The sequence below is a fragment of the Achromobacter sp. AONIH1 genome (assembly GCF_002902905.1).
Classification (GTDB): Bacteria; Pseudomonadota; Gammaproteobacteria; order Burkholderiales; family Burkholderiaceae_B; genus Achromobacter.
In genome coordinates this window covers 6235571-6255402 of the sequence record NZ_CP026124.1, presented here as the reverse complement: position 1 = coordinate 6255402, position 19832 = coordinate 6235571, and the positions used below count along the sequence as shown (strand labels likewise).

General features: G+C 69.3%; 11 protein-coding genes. 9 read left to right on the top strand and 2 right to left on the bottom strand.

The window, feature by feature from the left end:
* Positions 1–9: 9 nt before the first annotated feature.
* From ntrB to C2U31_RS28470, 9 genes are all read left to right on the top strand, one after another.
* Entirely contained in the window at positions 10–843 is an 834-nt protein-coding gene (ntrB, locus tag C2U31_RS28510; protein ID WP_233772536.1) for a nitrate ABC transporter permease, read from the top strand.
* A 4-nt stretch (positions 844–847) separates the two neighbouring features.
* Complete coding sequence (locus tag C2U31_RS28505; protein WP_103275863.1) at positions 848–1723, top strand: ABC transporter ATP-binding protein; 876 nt, start codon at positions 848–850, stop codon at positions 1721–1723.
* Positions 1724–1756: 33 nt separating this feature from the next.
* Positions 1757–4192, top strand: coding sequence for a nitrite reductase large subunit NirB (gene nirB / locus C2U31_RS28500; protein ID WP_103275862.1), 2436 nt, complete (start codon positions 1757–1759; stop codon positions 4190–4192).
* 8 nt (positions 4193–4200) lie between these two features.
* Positions 4201–4533 (top strand): nitrite reductase small subunit NirD, encoded by a 333-nt coding sequence (nirD, locus tag C2U31_RS28495; protein ID WP_103275861.1) that lies wholly within the window; start codon positions 4201–4203, stop codon positions 4531–4533.
* A gap of 2 nt (positions 4534–4535) precedes the next feature.
* A complete protein-coding gene (locus C2U31_RS28490; protein ID WP_103275860.1) occupies positions 4536–7247 on the top strand; it encodes a nitrate reductase in 2712 nt (903 codons plus the stop codon).
* A gap of 163 nt (positions 7248–7410) precedes the next feature.
* Positions 7411–8100: a hypothetical protein gene (locus tag C2U31_RS28485; RefSeq protein ID WP_103276629.1), complete on the top strand. Its 690-nt coding sequence runs from the start codon at positions 7411–7413 to the stop codon at positions 8098–8100.
* Between the two features lie 80 nt (positions 8101–8180).
* The gene (locus C2U31_RS28480; protein ID WP_103275859.1) at positions 8181–8498 is read left to right on the top strand and encodes a YqjD family protein; all 318 of its coding nucleotides are present in this window, start codon (positions 8181–8183) and stop codon (positions 8496–8498) included.
* Between the two features lie 70 nt (positions 8499–8568).
* Positions 8569–8976, top strand: coding sequence for a phage holin family protein (locus tag C2U31_RS28475; protein ID WP_103275858.1), 408 nt, complete (start codon positions 8569–8571; stop codon positions 8974–8976).
* 3 nt (positions 8977–8979) lie between these two features.
* Positions 8980–9339 carry a hypothetical protein gene (locus C2U31_RS28470; RefSeq protein ID WP_103275857.1) on the top strand — a complete coding sequence of 120 codons (360 nt, stop codon included), beginning with the start codon at positions 8980–8982 and terminating at the stop codon, positions 9337–9339.
* 144 nt (positions 9340–9483) lie between these two features.
* Here C2U31_RS28470 and C2U31_RS28465 read toward each other — a convergent pair whose 3' ends face one another.
* The gene (locus C2U31_RS28465) at positions 9484–12957 is read right to left on the bottom strand and encodes a DUF11 domain-containing protein (protein WP_158658491.1); all 3474 of its coding nucleotides are present in this window, start codon (positions 12955–12957) and stop codon (positions 9484–9486) included.
* On the bottom strand, positions 12954–19739 hold the full coding sequence (locus tag C2U31_RS28460; RefSeq protein WP_103275855.1) for an SdrD B-like domain-containing protein: 6786 nt from the start codon (positions 19737–19739) through the stop codon (positions 12954–12956). The genes C2U31_RS28465 and C2U31_RS28460 overlap by 4 nt, the downstream gene beginning before the upstream one ends.
* Between the last annotated feature and the right edge of the window lie 93 nt (positions 19740–19832).

Sequence of the window (19832 nt, the reverse complement as noted above, 5' to 3'; positions counted from 1 at the left end):
GAGAAGGAAATGTTCAATGTGATCTCCTCCATGGCGGGCGCGGGCCGGACGGGCGCCTTCTGGCGCGACCGCGTCGAGGGCCTGCTCAAGGCCGCGGCCGGGCCGGTGGCTGGATTCGCGGTGTTCGTGCTGGCATGGCAGGCGGTGGCCATGGGCATTCCCGAGATTCCCACGCCCGGCGTCACCTGGCACGCGGCCCAGGCGCTGTTCGCCGATCCTTTCTACGACAACGGGCCCAACGACAAGGGCATAGGCTGGAACCTGCTGGCCTCGCTGCAGCGAGTGGCCGTCGGCTTCGGGCTGGCCGCCATCGTGGGCATACCGGCGGGCTTCGCCATCGGTCGCTATGCCGCGCTGCGCGCCATGTTCTCGCCCATCGTCAGCCTGCTGCGGCCGGTGTCGCCGCTGGCCTGGCTGCCGCTGGGCCTGTTGCTGTTCAAGGCCGCCAATCCGGCCGCCATCTGGGCGATCTTCATCTGTTCCATCTGGCCCATGATCGTCAATACCGCCGTTGGGGTGACGCGCGTGCCGCAGGACTACCTGAACGTGGCGCGCGTGCTGAATCTGTCGGAATGGAAGGTCGTCACCAAGGTATTGCTGCCGGCGGTGCTGCCCTATGTGCTGACCGGCGTGCGGTTGTCCATCGGCACGGCCTGGCTGGTGATCGTGGCGGCCGAGATGCTGACCGGCGGCACCGGCATCGGCTTCTGGCTATGGGACGAATGGAACAACCTGAAGGTCGAGCACATCGTCATCGCCATTTTCGTGATCGGCATCGTGGGGCTGGCGCTGGAAACGCTGCTGGTCGCGCTGGCGCGCCGTTTTACCTACGCCGAGGAGTAGCCGCATGAAGAAGCATGTACGCATAGAACGCGTGGGCCAGACCTTCGCCACGCGCAAGGGCGATTTCGTGGCCCTGCGCGATATCGACCTGACCGTGGACCAGGGCGAGTTCATCACGCTGATCGGGCATTCGGGCTGCGGCAAGTCCACGCTGCTGAACCTGATCGCCGGCCTGACGCGCCCCACCACCGGCGTGCTGCTGTGCGCCGAGCGCGAGATCACCGGACCCGGGCCCGACCGCGCGGTGGTGTTCCAGAACCATTCCCTGCTGCCCTGGCTGACCTGCTTCCAGAACGTGCACCTGGCGGTGGAGCGTGTGTTCGGCGGCAGCGAAAGCCGCGCCCGGCTGGCCGAGCGCACGCGCGCGGCGCTGGAACTGGTGGGACTGCTGCCCGCGCAGAACAAGCTGCCGCGCGAGATATCCGGCGGCATGAAGCAGCGCGTGGGCATCGCGCGGGCGCTGGCGATCGAGCCGGGCGTGCTGCTGATGGACGAGCCGTTCGGCGCGCTGGACGCGCTGACGCGCGCGCATCTGCAGGACGAGCTGCTCAGGATCGTGGCCAAGACGCGCACCACCACCATCATGGTCACGCACGACGTGGACGAGGCCGTGCTGCTGTCGGACCGCATCGTCATGCTGGGCAACGGGCCGGCCGCCACCATCGGCGAGATCCTGGCCGTGCCGCTGGCGCGACCGCGCGACCGCGTGGCGCTGGCCAATGACGCGGTCTACCTCGCCTGCCGCGCCGCGGTGGTGGACTTCCTGCACCGCCGCCATGGCAATCCGGAGATCGCCGCGGCTCGCGAGCCCGGCGTCCAGGCCGGCAGGGCCGAGGGCGGCGCGCCGGACGACGCCGGAGCCTCGCGGGCCGTGGCCTGAGCGCATCCGGAACTACAGGCTGAGAGGGACATCATGCAAGAGAAACAGAAGTTGGTGGTGGTGGGCAACGGCATGGCCGGCATCCGCGCGGTCGAGGAACTGCTGAAACTGGCGCCCGACCTGTACGACATCACCGTGATCGGCGCCGAGCCGCACGTCAACTACAACCGCATCCTGCTGTCGCCGGTGCTGACCGGCGAGCAGACGCTGGACGACATCATCCTCAACCGCGAGGACTGGTACGCGTCGAACGGCATCCGGCTGCTGCTGGGCCGCAAGGTCACGGGCCTGAACCGGGCGCGGCGCATCGCGCAGCTCGACGATGGCGCCACGCTGCCCTATGACCGCCTGCTGCTGGCGACCGGATCGAATCCGTTCATGCTGCCGGTGCCGGGATGCGAGCTGGACGGCGTGGTCACGTTCCGCGATATCCGCGACGTCAACCTGATGATCGACGCGGCCGCGCGCTACCGCCATGCCGTGGTGATCGGCGGCGGCCTGCTGGGCCTGGAAGCGGCTAATGGCCTGGCCGCGCGCGGCATGGACGTGTCCGTGGTGCACCTGGGCGAAGCGCTGCTGGATCGCCAGCTCGACGGCGCGGCCGCCGGCCTGCTGCGGCAGAGCCTGGAGGCGCGGGGACTGCGCTTCCTGATGCAGCGTCAGACGCAGGCGATCCTGGCGGGCGATGACGGCCGGGTGCGCGCGCTGCGCTTCGCCGATGGCGAGGAGATCGCCGCGGACCTGGTGGTGATGGCCGTGGGCATCCGGCCCAACACCGAGCTGGCCGAAAGCTGCGGCCTGCATGTGGACCGGGGCGTGGTGGTGAGCGACACGCTGCAGACCTACGATCCCCGCATCTATGCCGTGGGCGAATGCGTCAGGCACCGGGGCATGGCCTACGGCCTGGTCGCGCCGCTGTTCGAGCAGGCCAAGGTGGCCGCCAACCATCTGGCGCTGCATGGCATCGGGCGCTACGAGGGCAGCGTCACGTCCACCAAACTCAAGGTGACCGGCATCGACGTGTTCTCGGCCGGCGATTTCGTGGGCGACGGATTGACCGAGGCGATCACGCTGGCCGATCCCTCGGCCGGCGTCTACAAGAAGCTGGTGATCCAGGGCGACCGTCTGGTGGGCGCCTGCCTGTATGGCGACACGGCCGACGGCGCCTGGTATTTCCGGCTGATCCGAGAGGGCAAGGAGATCGGCGCGCTGCGCGACCAGCTGATGTTCGGCGAGCACGCCGTGGGCGATACCGGTCACGCGGGCGAGAGCCGTGCCGCCGGCATGGCGGACAGCGCCGAAGTATGCGGCTGCAACGGCGTCTGCAAGGGCACTATCGTCAAGGCCATCCGCGAGCAGGGCCTGTTCACGGTGGACGAGATCAAGAAACACACCAAGGCGGCCAGCTCCTGCGGCTCCTGCACGGGGCTGGTCGAGCAGATCCTGATCAACTGCGTGGGCGGCGCGGCGGACGTGAAGCCCCGCTCGGAAAAGCCGGTGTGCGGCTGCACCTCGCATACCCACGGCGAGCTGCGCCGCGCCATCCGCGAGCATCACCTGACCCGCGTGGCCGATGTGATGGCCTTCATGGAATGGCGCACGCCGGACGGCTGCGCGACCTGCCGTCCCGCCATCAATTACTACCTGCTGTCCACCTGGCCGGGCGAGGCGCGCGACGACAGCCAGTCCCGGCTGGCCAACGAGCGCATGCACGCCAACATCCAGAAGGACGGCACCTATTCCGTGGTGCCGCGCATGTGGGGCGGCGTGACCAACGCGGCCGAGCTGCGCCGCATCGCCGACGTGGCGGACAAGTACGCGATCCCCATGGTGAAGGTGACGGGCGGGCAGCGCATCGACCTGCTGGGCGTGCGCAAGGAAGACCTGCCCAAGGTCTGGCAGGACCTGGACATGCCCTCGGGCCATGCCTACGGCAAGAGCCTGCGCACCGTGAAGACCTGCGTCGGCAGCGAGTTCTGCCGCTTCGGCACGCAGGATTCGACGGGCATGGGCATCGCGCTGGAGAAGGACCTGGTGGGCATGTGGAGTCCGCACAAGGTCAAGCTGGCGGTGTCGGGCTGCCCGCGCAACTGCGCCGAATCGGGCATCAAGGACGTGGGCATCATCGCGGTGGAGTCGGGCTGGGAGCTGTACGTGGGCGGCAACGGCGGCATCAAGACCGAGGTGGCCCAGTTCTTCGTCAAGGTGCAGACGCAGGACGAGGTGCTGGAGTATGCCGGCGCGTTCCTGCAGCTCTATCGGGAGGAAGCCTTCTACCTGGAACGCACGGTGCACTATCTGGCCCGCGTCGGCCTGGAGCACGCCAGGCGGCAGGTGGTCGAGGACCCGGAAAACCGCAAGCTCCTGTACGCGCGGCTGCGCTTCGCCCTGTCCTTCGAGTCCGATCCCTGGCGCGAGAGAACGGCGGGCGCGCCCGCCGCGCGCGAGTTCGAGATCCTTTCCGCATGAGCGCCGCTATGACAACCGCCACCATCACGCAAAACTGGTCCGAGATCTGCCGGGTCGAGGACATTCCGCCGCAGGGCGCCCGCATCGTGCGCCGTCCCGGCCGCGAGGACATCGCCGTGTTTCGCAGCCATGGCGACGAGGTGTTCGCCCTGATCGACCGCTGCCCCCATAAGGGCGGTCCCTTGTCGGCCGGCCTGGTGCACGGCCGTTCGGTCACCTGCCCCTTGCACAACTGGGTAATCGACCTGGACAGCGGCCAGGCGCAGGCGCCCGACGTGGGCTGCGCCCGGGCGGTCGCTGTCCGGGTCGAGGCCGGCGTGGTCAGCCTGGACCTGGATTAGCCATGGACGCGGCGGCGATTCCGGTCAGCATCCATCCGGCGCGGGACGAGGGCGCGGAGGTAGCCAGCGTGTGCTGCTACTGCGGCACGGGCTGCGGCGTGCGCGTGCGGGTCAGCCAGGGCGCGGTGCTGGCGGTGCGCGGCGACGACAGCCACCCCGCCAACCACGGCCGGCTGTGCAGCAAGGGCCTGGCCCTGGCCGACACGGTCCGCGCCGATCATGCGCGCGTGCTCGCCGCGTCCTGGCGCGCGGGCAAGGACGAGCCGCGCAAGTCGGTCGGGCTGGACCAGGCGCTGGACATCGCTGCCGACCGGCTGGCCGACGCCATCGTCCGGCACGGGCCGGATTCTGTCGGCTTCTACCTGTCCGGCCAGCTGCTGACCGAGGATTATGCGGTCTTCAACAAGCTGGCGCGGGCGCTGGTCGGCACCAACAACATCGACACCAATTCGCGGCTCTGCATGTCCAGCGCGGTGTCGGGCTACAAGCGCACGCTGGGCGCCGACGCGCCGCCCGCCTGCTACGAGGACCTGGAATTGGCCGACACGGTGCTGATCGCCGGGTCCAACATGGCCTATGCCCATCCGGTGTTGTTCCGCCGGCTCGAAGCCGCCCGCGCGCGCCGGCCCGGCATGAAGCTCATCGTGGTCGATCCGCGCCGCACCGACACGGCCTCTGGCGCCGACCTGCACCTGCCGCTGACGCCGGGCTCGGACGTGGCGCTGTTCCACGCCATGCTGAACGTGATGGTGTGGGAAGGGCTGGTCGACCAGGACTACATCCGAGCCCATACCTCGGGCTTCGAGGCGCTCAAGGCCCGCATCCATGAGTTCACGCCCGGCGCGGCCGCCGAGGTCTGCGGCATTCCCGCGCGGGACATCATCCAGGCCGCGCGCTGGTTCGGCGGCGCGGACGCCGCCTTGTCGCTGTACACCATGGGCCTGAACCAGTCGGCCAGCGGCACCGACAAGAACACCGCGCTGATCCATCTGCACCTGGCCACGGGCCAGATCGGCAAGCCGGGCGCGGGGCCGTTCTCGCTGACCGGCCAACCCAACGCCATGGGCGGGCGCGAAGCCGGCGGCATGGCCACGCTGCTGCCGGGGCACCGCGATCCGGCCGACGCCGGCGACCGCGCGGAGGCGGCCGCGCTATGGGGCGTGGACGCCTTGCCCGAAACCCCCGGCGCCAGCGCGCTGGAGCTGTTCGAGCGCGCGCGCGAGGGCCGCATCAAGGTGTTGTGGATCGCCGCCACCAACCCGGCTCAGTCCATGTCCGACCAGGCCCGCGCGCGCGCCGCTTTGGCGCGCGCGGATTTCGTGATCGTGCAGGAAGCCTATGCCGGCGCCGAGACGCTGGCCCATGCCGACCTGGTGCTGCCCGCCGCGACCTGGCCGGAGAAATCCGGCACCATGACCAATTCGGAGCGCCGCATCAGCCGCGTGCGGGCCGCCATCGCGCCGCCGGGCGACGCCATGCCCGACTGGCGGCTGGCGCAGGCGGTTGCGCTCAGGCTGGCGGCCCGCATCGCGCCGCGCAAGGCCGCGCTGTTCGGCTATCGCGATGAAAGCGAGGTGTACGCCGAGCACGCCAGGATGACGGCGGGCCGGGATCTGGACTACAGCGCGCTGGACTACCCGACGCTGGAGCGCGACGGTCCGCAGCAGTGGCCGTATCGCGCGGGGCAGGGCAGGGCGCGCCTGTATGGCGATGGACGCTATCCCACGCCGGACGGGCGCGCCCGTTTCCATGACCTGGGCTACCGGCCGCCCGTCGAATCCGTGTCGGCGCATTACCCGCTCAAGCTGACCACGGGACGGCTGCGCGACCATTGGCACACGCTGGCGCGCACCTCGCTCGCCCGCGCGCTGACGCAGCATGTGGATGAGCCCTGGGTGTCGCTGCATCCGGAGGACATGCGCAGGCTCAGGCTCGCGCCCGGCGCGCTGGCCCGGCTCAAGTCGCGGCGTGGCAGCATCGTGCTGCCGGCGCGGCCGGACGAGGGACTCAGGCCCGGCCAGGCCTTCCTGCCGATGCACTGGGGCAGCGCCTACATGGCCGGACTGGGCGTGAACGCGCTGACGCATGACGCGGCGGATCCCATCTCCCGCCAGCCGGAACTCAAGCACGCGGCCATCTCGGCCGAGCCGGCCAAGCTGACTTGGCGGGCGTGTGGCTGGATCCAGGGCGACGGCCCGGCGCTGCGCGCCCGCCTGGCCCCGTGGCTGGGCCGCTACGACTACGCGGTGGTCCTGCCGGCCGCCGTGGGCGGCGCGCGCCTGCAACTGGGCGCGGCGGACGCGCCCGACGGCGCGGCGCTGGAGGAACTGCTGGATGCCCTGGAATTGCGTTGTCCGGACGCCGCCTTCGACGATCCGGCGCGCGGCGTGCTGCGGCGCCTGCGGACCGCCGACGGCGCGCCCGCGGCGTTCCTGCTCACCGGCGATCTGCGCGCGCAGGACGCGCTGCTGGCCTGGGCCGGCGGCGATGCGGCGCCGGCCAGCCTGGCCGCGCTGCTGACCGGGCGCATCGAGGCGGCGCGCAAGCGCATGGTGTGCATATGCAAGGGCGTGGACGAGGCGGCCATCGACGCCGCCATCGCCGACGGCCTGGACTGGGACGGGCTGCAGGCCGGGCTGGGCTGCGGCACGGGCTGCGGTTCCTGCGTCCCGGAAATCCGCGCGCGCATCGCGCGGCTGGCGCCGGCGGGGTGACCGGCCGGATGCCGTTGCCGCTTGATCGGACTGTCACGTTCGGACATATGCCGTCCGCGCCGCCCGGTGTAGTATCGATCCAGTTTCCGCTCGCGGGCGGGACGTATTTTCCGGATTACTGGAGCGACGAGTGGCATTGCGAAATTGGGCAGGCTTGGCGGTGATGATGGCGGCGGCGGGCGCGGCGCAGGCCGGCGTGTGCGACGCGCAATTCATGCACGACGGCGGCGCCGTGCAGCTGACCGGCACGGGCAACCTGGCGCTAGGCGCCGACCTCAGCTTTGCCGAGGTTACAAAAAGCAATGGCGACAATTGCCGCGCGCGGGTGCAGGGCGTGGCGCGTTTCAGCTACGCCGGCCTGCCGCCGGGCAAATCGAAGCTGGACTATTTGATGACGGTCAAGAACGGCCAGGCGACCTTTCTGAAGTACGCATCCGCAGGCGAGGCGCCCCAGCCTTCCGAGGGCCAGTTCGACCTGCGCATGCTGGGCCTGTTCGCCTATGACGGCAAGCTCAATGCCGGCCAGAAGCTGCCGGGCTCGTCCTTCCGCCTGAAGATCGGCAAGGACGCGCCGGTGGGCGGTCAGCCCAGCACCACCGTGCGCATCGGCCAGAAGACGGTGGGGCAGCAGAAGCCGGTGGACACGGCGCTGGGCAAGCAGTCCTGCCACCCGATCACCTACACCCGCAATTCCGATCCCACCATGGCTTCGTTCCAGGGGCTGACGATTCCGATTCCCGGCATGAACACCACGGTCACTGACTGGTATTGCCCGGCGGTGAACCTGGTGATGAAGCAGGACATCGATCAGGGCGGCGTGAAATCCGCCGTCGAGATCACGCAGATCAAGTAGCGCGGGGCCGCGACCGCCCGTGGGGCGTGACGCGGCTGGTATGATGTTTTTGTCATCGACACACAACAGGAGCTCAACACATGGCCACCAAGAAAACCGACGACGCGGCGAAAGAACGCCTGATCGACAGTGTCAAGACCAGTCTGAACGATGCCGAGAGCCTGCTGCGCGAAGCCGCCAGCAGCACCGGTGACAAGGCGAACGAATTGCGCGACCGCGCGCTGACCTCCCTGAAACGCACCCGCGAGGCCCTCTACGAGGCGCAGGACGCGGTGCTGGAGCGCGGCCGCAAGGCGGCGCGCGCCACCGACGACTACGTGCACGACAATCCCTGGCAGGCCATCGGCATCGCGGGCGTGACCGGCCTGCTGCTCGGCCTGCTGATCAGCCGCCGCTGACGGGAACGGCGCGGCTTGCGTGGCGGCCCGGACGCATCGTCCGGCCGTCCGCGCGGTCGCGTCATGACTCATGGGTCTGCGTAAATCTGTATTTGGCGTCGCCTCCGGCCTGGTCGGGCTGCTGCGCACGCGTCTGGAGCTGCTGGCTCTGGAGGCGGCGGATGAAAAGGCGCGGCTGCTGAAGCTGCTGGGCATGGCCTTCGCCGCCCTGCTGTTCCTGACGCTGGCGGTGCTGGTGTTCACGGTCAGCATCGCGGTGGCGTTCTGGCCCACCGAAAACCGTTATCTGGCGCTGGGCCTGCTGGCCGGTCTGTACGCGGTGCTGGGCGTGGGGCTGCTGGTCGCGGTCAGGCAGGCGCTGCTCTATGGCCCGCCGCCGTTCTCGGCCACGCTGGAAGAGCTGGGCCGCGACGCGGAACTGCTCGAGCGCGTGCGCGACGCGCATGACGAGGATCCGCGCCGGCGCGGGGAGGACTGAGCCATGGCAAAACGTTCTCCCTCCATCGACCGCGCGGTGCGCATCGAGCTGCTGCGCGCGCGCGCCGCCATCGAGCGCGAATCCCTGGCCCAGGGCATCGCCAGCGCCGGCCGCAAGCTGGAGCCGGCCTCGCTCCTCAAGAGCCTGCTGCCCGGACTGGCGTCCAGCAATGCGTCACGCTGGGCCTTGCAGGCCATCGGCCTGGCGCGCCGTTATCCACTGGTCAGCTCGTCGCTGTCCGCCATGTTCATGCGTGGAGGCAAGCGCTTTCGCCTGCTGAAGGTCGCGGCGGGCGCGCTGGTGGGTTGGCAGCTGTGGAAAACCTGGCAGGAAGCAAGCGGCAAGGATCCGGACGAGCGTTGAGGTTCGGCGTCCTTCATCCGCCGCCTTCCTGGCAATGAACGCCATCCTGGAAACAGGATGGCGTTTTTGTTTGCGGGTCGCTGGACAGTGGCGGCATGGCGGGCATCGCGCATCGGGCGGCCATGCGCGTGACCGCGCCGCCTCTCAGGGTTCCAGCTGGATGCAGAAATCCACGTTGCCGGCTGCGCCGCTCAGCAGGCCGCCCGTCGCGCCTGGCTTGTCCTGGAACTCCCACCGCAGGATGCCGGCGGCGCCCGCCTTGGGCGCGGATGGGGGATTGCTGCCGGCGCTGGGCGGCGAGCAGGCGAGGCCGTCAGGCGTGCTGGTGCCGCAGGTTGCGTTGACGTAGCGGGTGAAGGCCGGCGTGGCGTCGGTGATGACCAGGTTGCGCAAGGGATCGATGTTCTTGTTGCGGTACGTGATGCGGTATTGCAGCCAGTCGCCGGGACGCGCCTGATTGTTGCTGGTCCAGTCTCCCTGCGGCGAGGGCAGCGGCGTGCAGTTGGGGCCGGTGTGGCGCACCTCCTTCACCAGTTCCAGCGCGCCGGATTGCGCCACCGTGGTCCGGTCCTCGCGCGTGTAGACGGCGCTGAGCGCCGGCGCGGCGTTGGCGTAGGTCAGTTCCGCGCGCAGCGTGACGACGTTGCGGTGGCCGGTGGCCGCATTGGCGGGAATGAACTGCTTGTGCACCAGGCACAGGTTTTGGCCGGTGTTCAGATCGAAGACCTGTTCGGATGGAATCAGCGTATCCGTGTCGACGTCGATCTGTCCATTGCAGTTGATGTCGCGATACAGCGCATCGGTCCAGTTCTCCGCTGGCGGCGAGGGCACGGCGCTGCTGCTCAGGCGCAGGCTGCCACGGGTGCCGGCGGTGAAGACGTGCGGGAAGGTCAGCGCCGCGCCCGGCGTGCCGTCCAGGTTGCCGTCGTGGCTGAGGCGGCTGTCGGGCACGTCGCCGAAGTCCAGGCCGTCCAGGACGCTGCGACCGCCGGGTGCGAAGCTGAGGATGTCGGCGTCGCGGTCGTAGGTGTATTGCGTGCCGCCGACGCTGGCCGAGCCCGAGATCGGCTTGCCCTGCACCGAGGCGCCGGTGGAGACGTGGCCCTGCGGATTGGTCTGCGCCACTTCGATGGGCTGGCCGGCGGCGGGGCCGCCGTCCTGCGGCACGGGCACGAACAGCGCGTAGGCGCCGTCGGCATCGGTCGAGCCGCTGGAATAGACGCGGCCGCCGGCCTGGACGCGCACGCCGACGCCCGGCAGGCCAGGTTCCGCGCTGTCCGCGACGCCGTTGTTGGCGGTGTTGCCGGCCCGGGCGTCCGGCGTTCCGGTATCGCGGAACACCCGGCCCTTGACGATCAGGCCTCGGTACAGGCCCAGGTCGCGGTTGCGCAGGTCCGCGTTGCTGATCGAGATGGACAGCCGGCCGTCCGCCGGCGCCGACGGCGTCCAGCCCGGCGTGGATGGCGTGATGTCTGCCGGATCCCTGTTGTCGGAGGGGATCAGGCAATAGTCGCCCGCGGGCGCGGCCTTGATGTGGTAGCGGCCGCTGGCCGCGTCGGCGACCACGACGTCCAGCGCCGGCGCCTGGCATTGGCCGCCCGCGCGCGGCGTCAACTTGACCCACAACGTTGCGCCGACGCCGCCTTCTTCCGCGTCGAGATGGCCGTTGGCGTTGGCGTCTCGGTAGACCGCACCCTCCACGTCGTAGTTCAGGCCGACGCGAATGCTGGCATTGACCGATACGGCCAGGTTGGATGAGACCTCGCTCAGATTCGACTGATCATTGGTTTTCAGTCCCAGGGTCTGGCCCAGCACGGTCGCGGTCACGTCGCAGCTGCTGACGCCCTTGGGCAGGCTGCCGCCGGCAAAGCGCAGGCGCGAGCGGCCGTCCTGGGTGGATACCGTCACGGTGCCGCCGCATTGCGCGGCCTGGGGTTGTCCATCGATCAGCAGGCCCTCTGGCAGCAGATCGGTGAAAGCAAGGCCATCGTGCTGATCCAGGCCGTTGTTGCTGTTCTTCAGCTTGAAGATGACCTTCGCCTTGCCTTGCAGCGGGATGCGGATCTGGTCGAACGCCTTGGACAGCGAGGCGTCGGTGGCGGGCGTCAGGCCGAAGTCCTGTGTATCCTGGCCCTCGGAATAGGGGCCGAGAATGCCGGACGCCGGGCTCTTGAAACGCCAGTAGACCGGGGGCGTAGGAGACGGATTGGCGGGGGAGTCCGACAGGACGATGGTGTAGTCCGTATCGCTGGGCGCGGCGAACTGATAGCTGCCCGCGCCGGGCACCACCGCCTGCGAGGACACGACTTCGTTCTTGCGCACGAGGTTGACGTAGACGTTCGAGGCCAGCGGCTCCACCGAGGTCCAGTTCTCTTGCTCGTCCAGCGCGTCGTTGCCGTTCTGGTCGTTGTACACCGTGCCGCTGAACTTGATCGTGGGTACCGCTTCCTTGATGAGATAGCTGGCCTGTTTGACGGTATCGCCGGTGCCGCTGCAGACCGGATCTTCCATGTTCCAGTCCAATGAGGGAGACGCGCCGTTGACGCCTGGCGCCTGCAGCGTGAAGACCGCGGTCTCGTTGTCTTCGGCGGCGTCATCCGCCAGGGCTTCGAAGGGCAGGCTGATGACGCCGCCGCCCACGGTCGTCGACAAGCCGCCGTGGTACTCGCCTTGCGGCACCAACAGAGTCCAGGTATCGCTGCCGTCCTTGTGCTCCAGCGTGGGCGTGGAACCCGGCAGGCCGGCGGGTTGGCCCAGGCGGTAGTCCTCGTCCGGCTTGGCCGTGCCGGAGGCCTTGAACACCAGCGTGATGGGCGTGTTCACGCGGCCATTGATCCGCACCTTGATCGCCGGCGCCTCAGCCCCCTCGATCGCCACCGCGTTCATCTGACTGCCGCCCAGGTCGATCAGCGGCTTGATCGGGATGGTGACGTTGTCCAGCAGATTGCTGTAGCTGGAATTGTTACCTGGAAGGATGGCCTCGAAACCCAGTTGATAGATGCCGGACGGGTAGCCGGCGGGCAGCGTCAGCACGGCGGTTTCCTCGTTCCAGCCCGGTTGCTCAGCCGGGCGCACGCTGGACGGGACGGCCATGATCGCTCCGCCGATCGGGCCGGCATGATTCAGCGGCCAGATGCCGGCCTGAACCTGGCTGGCGAATGCGCCGTTGGTTCCGCTGCGCGACGACAGGAAGTAGGACAATCGTATCGATTCGCCGGATTTCAGGCAGATGTTCTGGTACAGCCGGGAACGGGTCGCCGCGTTCAGCTCGACAAAGGCCGTCCCGCTGTTGGGCGTGACGCCATAGATGGCCGTGCTCGAACCGGCCTCGATCATGTGCCCGAATTCATAATGAGCCGGATGCGTGGACTGCCAGCCCGCCAGGCACTTGCCGGCTACGCCGAGCGTGCAGCGGGCATCGTCCAGGTAGAGCGGGGCGTTCGACGGTGGGTTGGGGCTGGCCCCATTCATCAGTTTGTCAAAGCCGGTGTTGACGATGGTGCGCGATTGCGCATGCGCCTGTTCCATCCCGGGCATGAGCAGCGCGCCCGCGATCATCAGCGCCGGCAGCCAGTGCGCCTTGCGCGGGCGGCGGTTCTTTGTGGCCTGCATCGTCATTGCCCAGCTCCGTCGAACAGCGATTCATCGAATTTCATCCGCAGGCGCAGGAACACGCCCCGGTTGGTCTGCGCGTCTCCGGCGAGATCGGTCTCGCGAAAGCCGCTGAAGTTGTAGCCCACCGACACCCACACGTCGGGCGTCACCATGTAGCCGGCTTCCACGCCGAAACCCGTCTGGCGCGCGCCGCCCTTGCCGGTCATGGCGAAGGCCTGCACGCCGGCGTCCCAGCGCCGGGCCAGGTCCCACATGGCGCGACCGTAGACCAGATGGGCCCAGTTCTTCGACGACAGTCCGTTGGATTCGTCGGTGGTCCACTTGAAGGCGTAGCGGCCCGACAGCGTCAGTTTGCTGATCGGTTGCCAGTTGGCGTGGGCCGAGAGGATGTGCGTGTCCTGGCGCAGTCCATTGGCGAGGAACTGGCTGTCCAGGCCGCTGGCCGAGCCGGCCAGGTAGCTGCTGGCCGCGCCCGACAGGCGCTCGGCGCGATGCTCGTAGCGCGTCAGGAAATTGAAGCGGTCGTTGTCCACCGGGCGGTAGGCCGCGCCGATCTGCTGGCGCAGCCGGGTGGCGTCGCCGGCGTTGCCGTCGCGGCCCTTGTCCAGCTGCACGCCGTTGCGCAGCAGCAGGGTCCAGTCCGGCGACAGCTTGTAGGCCACGGCCGCGGTGTGCAGATAGCTGTCCAGCGAGGTGGCGCGGCGCGCTTCCAGGCGCGTGCTGAACTTCATCCGCTCGCTGCCGACGTACTCGGCCGCCACCGTGCCGGCCACCGAGCTTTCGTTCAGGCTGGCGTAGTCGCCGGGCATCGAGAAGGCGCCGCCGTAGCCGCCAGTGTCGCCGCGCTCGGGACCGAACAGCGGGCGCGTGCTTTCGAAAGTCGTGCCCAGCCGCCAGGAATCCGTCACGCTCCACAGGTTGCGCAGTCCGACGGCGGCCTGGGCGCTGCGGCCGTCCATGGCATCGTTCATCCGGTACTCGGAAAACACCGAACCGTCCTTCATGTACTGCGTGTCGAAGCCGAACAGGCCGGTGTAGCGGCGCTGCGTATCGTTCAGCGAATACAGGCTGCCCAGGCTGGACAGGAATTCGTAGCGGCCATAGACCCGCCCGCCGGAACCCAGCCGGTACTCGCCGCCCACGGCCGCGACACGGCGGTCGGACTCGCTGACATCCTGTTCGTATTCCAGGTAGCCGACGGCGTTCGGGTTGGTCGGCCACTGCACGCTCAGCTTGCCGCGCAGGGTGGTGCCCGAGTACGGCGCCACGCCTTGTTCGGCCATGTAGCCATTGTCGGCGACGGTTTCCGCATAGCGTCGCATGCCGGCCTCGGCCACCACGGTTTCGCTCAGCCGGCGTTCCACCGACACGGTGGCGCCTTCGCGCTTGCTGCCGTAGCGCTCGTCCTCGCTGCTGCGGATCTCGCCGCGCAGCGCGGTATGTTCGTCGATGCGGTACTCGGCCTTGCCGGCGATCTCGGTGCGGCCCTGCGAGACCGGCGCGGAGATATTGTCGAAACCCTCGTCGGCGCTGGCGTACTGCGCCAGCACGTTCAGGTCCGTGCCTTCGTGGCGGAACTCCACGCGGCGGGCGCTGCCCGAGTGCTCGCCCAGCAGGTCGGCGCCGGGCGCGACGGCCGGCGTCTCGCCCTGGCCGCCGGGCTGACCGGTCAGCTGACTGTCCAGCAGGCTGCTGTCGCCGTTGCGGGTGCTGGCCAGCTCGGCGGACAGCGTGGTGCGCTCGCCGAACTTGTATTCGCCTGTCACCGCGCGCATGCCGAAGGACTTGCCGGGATCCTCGTCGCGCACGTAGACGCCGCCCACGCGCAGTTTCTCGGTCGCCTGGACCTGCGCATCGGCGCCATAGACCGCGAAAGCCTCGCCGCCGGAGTCGACTTCGTAGCTCACGCGGATCGAGTTGGGGTTCAGGTCCGCGTCGAAGCTGGGGATCGGCGCCTTGAACAGCAAGCGGCCGGTCCAGGGTTCGAGTTCGTAGTCCACGAAACGTTGCCTGGTCTCGCTGCGCAGGATCAGCGACGGCTGGTTGCGGTCGCGCGTCAGCACCACCACCTGCTCGCTGTTGAGGTACAGATCGCCGTGGCGCAGCTGGAACGGGCCGGAGGTGCCGTTGGCGGCGAATTCCTCGACCATCTGGCGCAGCGTGTCGTGCGCGGCGAAGCCGGTCACTTCCACCTTGCGACCCTGGATGTCCGTCTCGTAATGGCCTTTGACGCCATTGAGCGAGCGCGAGTATTGCGAGATCTGGAGCACCGTGTCGGACGAGGCGGTGGTGTAGTCGCCATACAGCAGGTACGACTTGTCCTTGTCGATGCGCACATACAGGCGGCCGGTGCTTTGCGCGTCGAAGCCGCGCTGCGCCGAGTCGCCGTAGATGGGGTAGTACTCGTCGGGCTGGATATCGCGGAACAGGCGGTCGCGGGTGGTCTTTTCCGAGTCGTAGGCGGCGGTCAGCAGATAGTCGCCGCGGATCTTGCCCTTCAGGAAGAACGCGGCGCGACCGCCGGCCGAGCCCTTGCCGCCGTTGAACGAGCGGCTGTGCGCGCGCAGCTCGCGCTCGAACACGTCGCCCGAGCGCACCGGCTCCATCTTCGAGAAGTCGATCTGGTTCAGGCTGATGCTGCCTTCGACGATGCCGGCGGCGATCATCGGACGCAGTTCCGGCACGAAGACCAGCGGGATCTTCTTGCGCAGATTGCCAGCCTGCACTTCGACATGGCCCTCGCCGGGCGAGGCGGGCGGCGTCAGCGGCAGTTCGGCCTGACCGCCTTCCACGAAGATCTGCGTGCCGGGCTCGGCGGGCGACAGATCTTCGAGCTGCCACTGGCCGATCGTGGCGTTCAACGTCACCTGGGTGCGGGCCGCCACGGGCACGCCGTCGCGGTCCGTCAGGCGCAGGCGCAATCTGGCCGGCGTGCGGCCGTCGGCCATGGGGCGCTCGGGCGCGCTCAGTTCGATGCGGGCCAGCTTGCCGGGCGCGATCACGCTGACGGACGCGCTGCCGCGCGCGTTGCCCATGCCGTCCAGCTGCTCGACCTGGATGCGGTTGACGCCGGGGCGCAGGTTCACGCCCACGTATTCCCAGCCCTGCACGCCCTGGTCCTGCAGCTGGCTTTTCTTGCCGACGCGATCCTGGCCGACTTCGGCGCCGTTGACCTTGAGGCGGAAGACGGCCCCCAGACGGCCCTTGACCATGATGGAAGTCTGGGCGATGGGCAGGGTCTGGCCTTCCTTCAGGTTGAGCAGGCCCAGTTCCGGGTCGGCCTCGGGCAGCAGTTCCTCCAGCGGCCGGGCCGTGGCGGCGTCCGGCGCGCCGGCGGCGTTCGCCGCTTCGGTTCGCGTCGCACGCGGCGCCGGCGATTTCCCGTCGCGTCCCGGGGGCTGGTCGGCGCCGGGCGTGCCGCGCTCCGGGTCCATGTAGCCGGTCTGCGGGCGGCTGCGCACGTCGGTGGTTTCCACGAGCTGCGCCTGCGCCTTGAAGTCGCGGCGCACGCTGGACGCGGCTTCGTCTCGCTGGGCCGAGGCGGCGTCGCGGCGCGCGATCACATCCCGCCGCACCGATGGCGCGCAGGATTGTTCGACGAAATTGGCCTTGTGCAGCTCGCCCTTCTTCAGGTCGACGAAGCGGGTGCTGGCCTGGCGGGTGCGGACGGCGGGCGAGGCCTGCTCGTCGACGCTGTTGCGGTGGCCGGCCGAACCCAGCACCGCGCCTTGCGGCAGGGTGGTCAGGTCGAGCTTGAGCACGTGCGTCAGCGGACGCAAGCCGTAGAAGCTGTATTTGCCCTCGCTGTCGGTGATGGCGAAGGTGCCGTCTTCCAGGTACAGGCGCACGCCGGGGATGCCGATTTCGCCGGCTTCCTCGTCCTGGATGCCATTGCGGTTGCAGTCCAGCGTGACCTTGCCAATGACGAAGGCCTCTTCCGCGAACACGCCGCCGACCACTTTCACCCGCGCCGAGGCTTCGTTCGAGCGCAGCGCGCCGCTGGTGGCGCGGGCGCGGTTGACGCCGTCGCCTTGCAGGGCGCCGACGTTCACGCGCATGCGATAGGTCAGGCGCAGCGCTTCCTGGTCGGCCAGGCGCAGCGACGGCAGCTCGAAGCGCATCGACAGCCCGCCCTTGCCGTTGGGCGTGAGCAGCGGTTCGACGGCGCTGGCGCCGGCGGCGGTGATGACCCGCGCCGAGCCTTGCTGGTAGACGAAGCCGGCGGCGGGCAGGTCCTCGAAGGTCGCGCCGGCCAGCAGCCCGCCCGTCTGGTTGTTCAGTTCGAGCGCGTAGTCCACGAAGTCCACCGTTTCGACGACGCTCTTGGACGCGCTCTTGCGCAGCAGCAAGCCCTGGGTCGCGGCCTGGTCCAGCGGCAGGTGGTTGTTGGCCACGGGCCGGCTGCCGGACGATACCGTGAACTGGGTGTAGTAGGTGGTGGCCTCGCCAGGCTGCGGCGGGGCGGCTTGCGGCTGCACCGCCAGCGGGGCCGCGCCGGTGGGCAGGACCAGGGCTTGCGGCTGGGGCGGCAGCGCCGTGGACGGCGACACATAGCCGGCCGAGGGCCGGGTAAGCAGCTGATAGCGGCCCGAGGGCGCGTCCGATGTGAGCAGGAACTGGTACATGCCTTCGTCGCTGCTGCGCTGTTCGGCATTGCCCGCGCCGCCCACCAGGTGGCGCGCGGGATCGAAGCCGGCCGGGCCGCTCAGCCGCACCATGGCGCCGGCCAGCGGCTGGCGGTTCGACGAGCCATAGACCACGCCGCTGGGGATGACGGGCAGACTCTGGCCGGTGATGTCGGCGTTCGCCGCGATCGACAGGTCCACCAGCATGCCGGCGTCCGTATCCGGGCGCGCGCCCGATTGCGCGGCGCCATTGTCGCCGTCCACGGGCGTGGCGTACTGGTAGCCGGAGGGGGACAGGAAGCGCAGCGCGTAGTCCGCGCGCGGCGTCACGTCCTGCATGCGGTAGGCGCCGGCGGCGTCGGTCACGGCCTCCTGGACCAGGCGGTACTGCGTACCGGGGCCGATGACCACGCTGCGCAGGCCGGCGGTCCGCGCGGCCGGATCGTTGTAGGGCAGCAGCAGTTGCGCGCGCCAGCCGGCCAGGGGGCGTTCCCCGCCCTGGTGAAGGCGGTCCCGATTGAGATCGAGCCAGACCTTGCCGGACAGCTTGGCGCCGGCTTCGATCACGGTGGGGTCCTCGACGCTGTTGTTGCCGGCGAAGGCCGCGGGTTCGCCGCCGCCGGAGACGGCGGCGCGGTTGATCAGCGTGACGGCGGATTGGCCTGCCAGCACGGTCGCGGGCACGCGCGCCACCAGCGTCAGCGGCGCGCTGGGCGAATCCGGGCCGATGGTCTGCGAGGTCTGGCAGCTGACGGTCTGGCCGGCCGCGTCGCAGGTCCAGAGCGGCCCCGTGGCCGAGACCAGCTGCATGCCATCGGGCAGGGTATCAACGACGGAGATCGCGCCGGCGCTGGGCTGGTTGGCCGCGTGCACCTTCAGGGTGTAGGCCTGCTCCAGGCCGGCGTGGAAATTGCCGTCGTGCGTCTTGACCAGCGTCAGGTCCACGCCCTCGGTACCGTCCACCATCACGGGCACGGTATTGCTAGGCTGCATGCGCACGCCGTCGGGCGAGGCCGCGGCGTGGAAGTTCAGCACGCCGACGTTGTCGACGCGGCCGGCGTGGTCGTCGTCCACGCGCACGGAAAAGCCCATGCGCAGCGATTGATTGCGCTGCACGACCGGCAGCGCGATGGCCACTTCGTCGGCATTGGCCACTTCGCTCGAACGATAGGAAAACGGCGCGTCGCCCGGCGCATGCCAGAGTCGCCGGGCGCCGGCGATGGCGGTTTGCAGCGAACCGCTGACCAGCCGGGTATGCGCCGGGATGCGGTCGCGCAGCAGCACGGCCCGGGCGGCCACGCCGTCGATGCGCAGCGCGCCTGTGGCGCCGTCGAGGTCCTTGCCGGTCTCCGTGCCTTCGGCGTCGGCATTGCCGTTGTTGGTGGCGTCGAGCGTGTAGCCGACCACGTCGCCGCCCTGCGCGCGGTCCGCGTCGGCCGTCTTGTGCAAGGCGAAGGCCGCGCCTTCGCGCACGACGATGACATCATTCTTGCTCGTGAGCACGCTGCGCGCCTGCGATCTGGCCGAAAGGCGCAGCACGGCCGCCTGTCCGTCCTGCGCATCATCGGGCACGGTGGCGATCGCCAGCAGGCTGGCGGCCTCGCCAGGTTCCAGCGTGAACGCGGGGCCTTGCAACGGGATGCGCGCATCGCCGTCGTCCTCGACGCCGTTGTCGTTGCGGTCATGCACGATGTAGGGGGCTTGCGGCGCGAAGCTGCCGGCCACGACGTTGAGGTCGAAGGCATAACCGGAGACGATATTGCCGGTATTGGTCAGCACGTGCGGCATCTGCACGCTGGCGCCGGGGACGCCGTCGCGCGAGCCGCCAGGCGTGAGCAGCAACGCTTCCACCGGCGAGACCCGGACCTCGACGATGTTGGAGAGAATGCGGACCTCCCGCGTGTGCCCGGCGGGCAGCAACGTGACATCGGCCTGCGTGCGCAGGATGATGCCTGCCTGCGGCGAATCCGCGATCGAGGTTTGGGCGCTGGCGTGGCCGCTGAAGATGGATGCCCATGCCGGCAGCAGGAGCGCGGCCAGCGTCAGCGCGCGACAGGCGCGCCCGAGCTGGCCCGGACCGCGCGCGGCCGGGGCTGGTCGCGTCGCGCCGGATGCGCGCTCCTGGGGGAAAGACAGGAAGTTTCTCCAATCTACAGGCATGCGTATCAATCTTTCCGAATCAGGGTTTTGGGAATGACGAGGCGGCTCCGGCGGGAGCCGCCTCGAATCGGATGCCAGGGCTTGCGCCCAGGC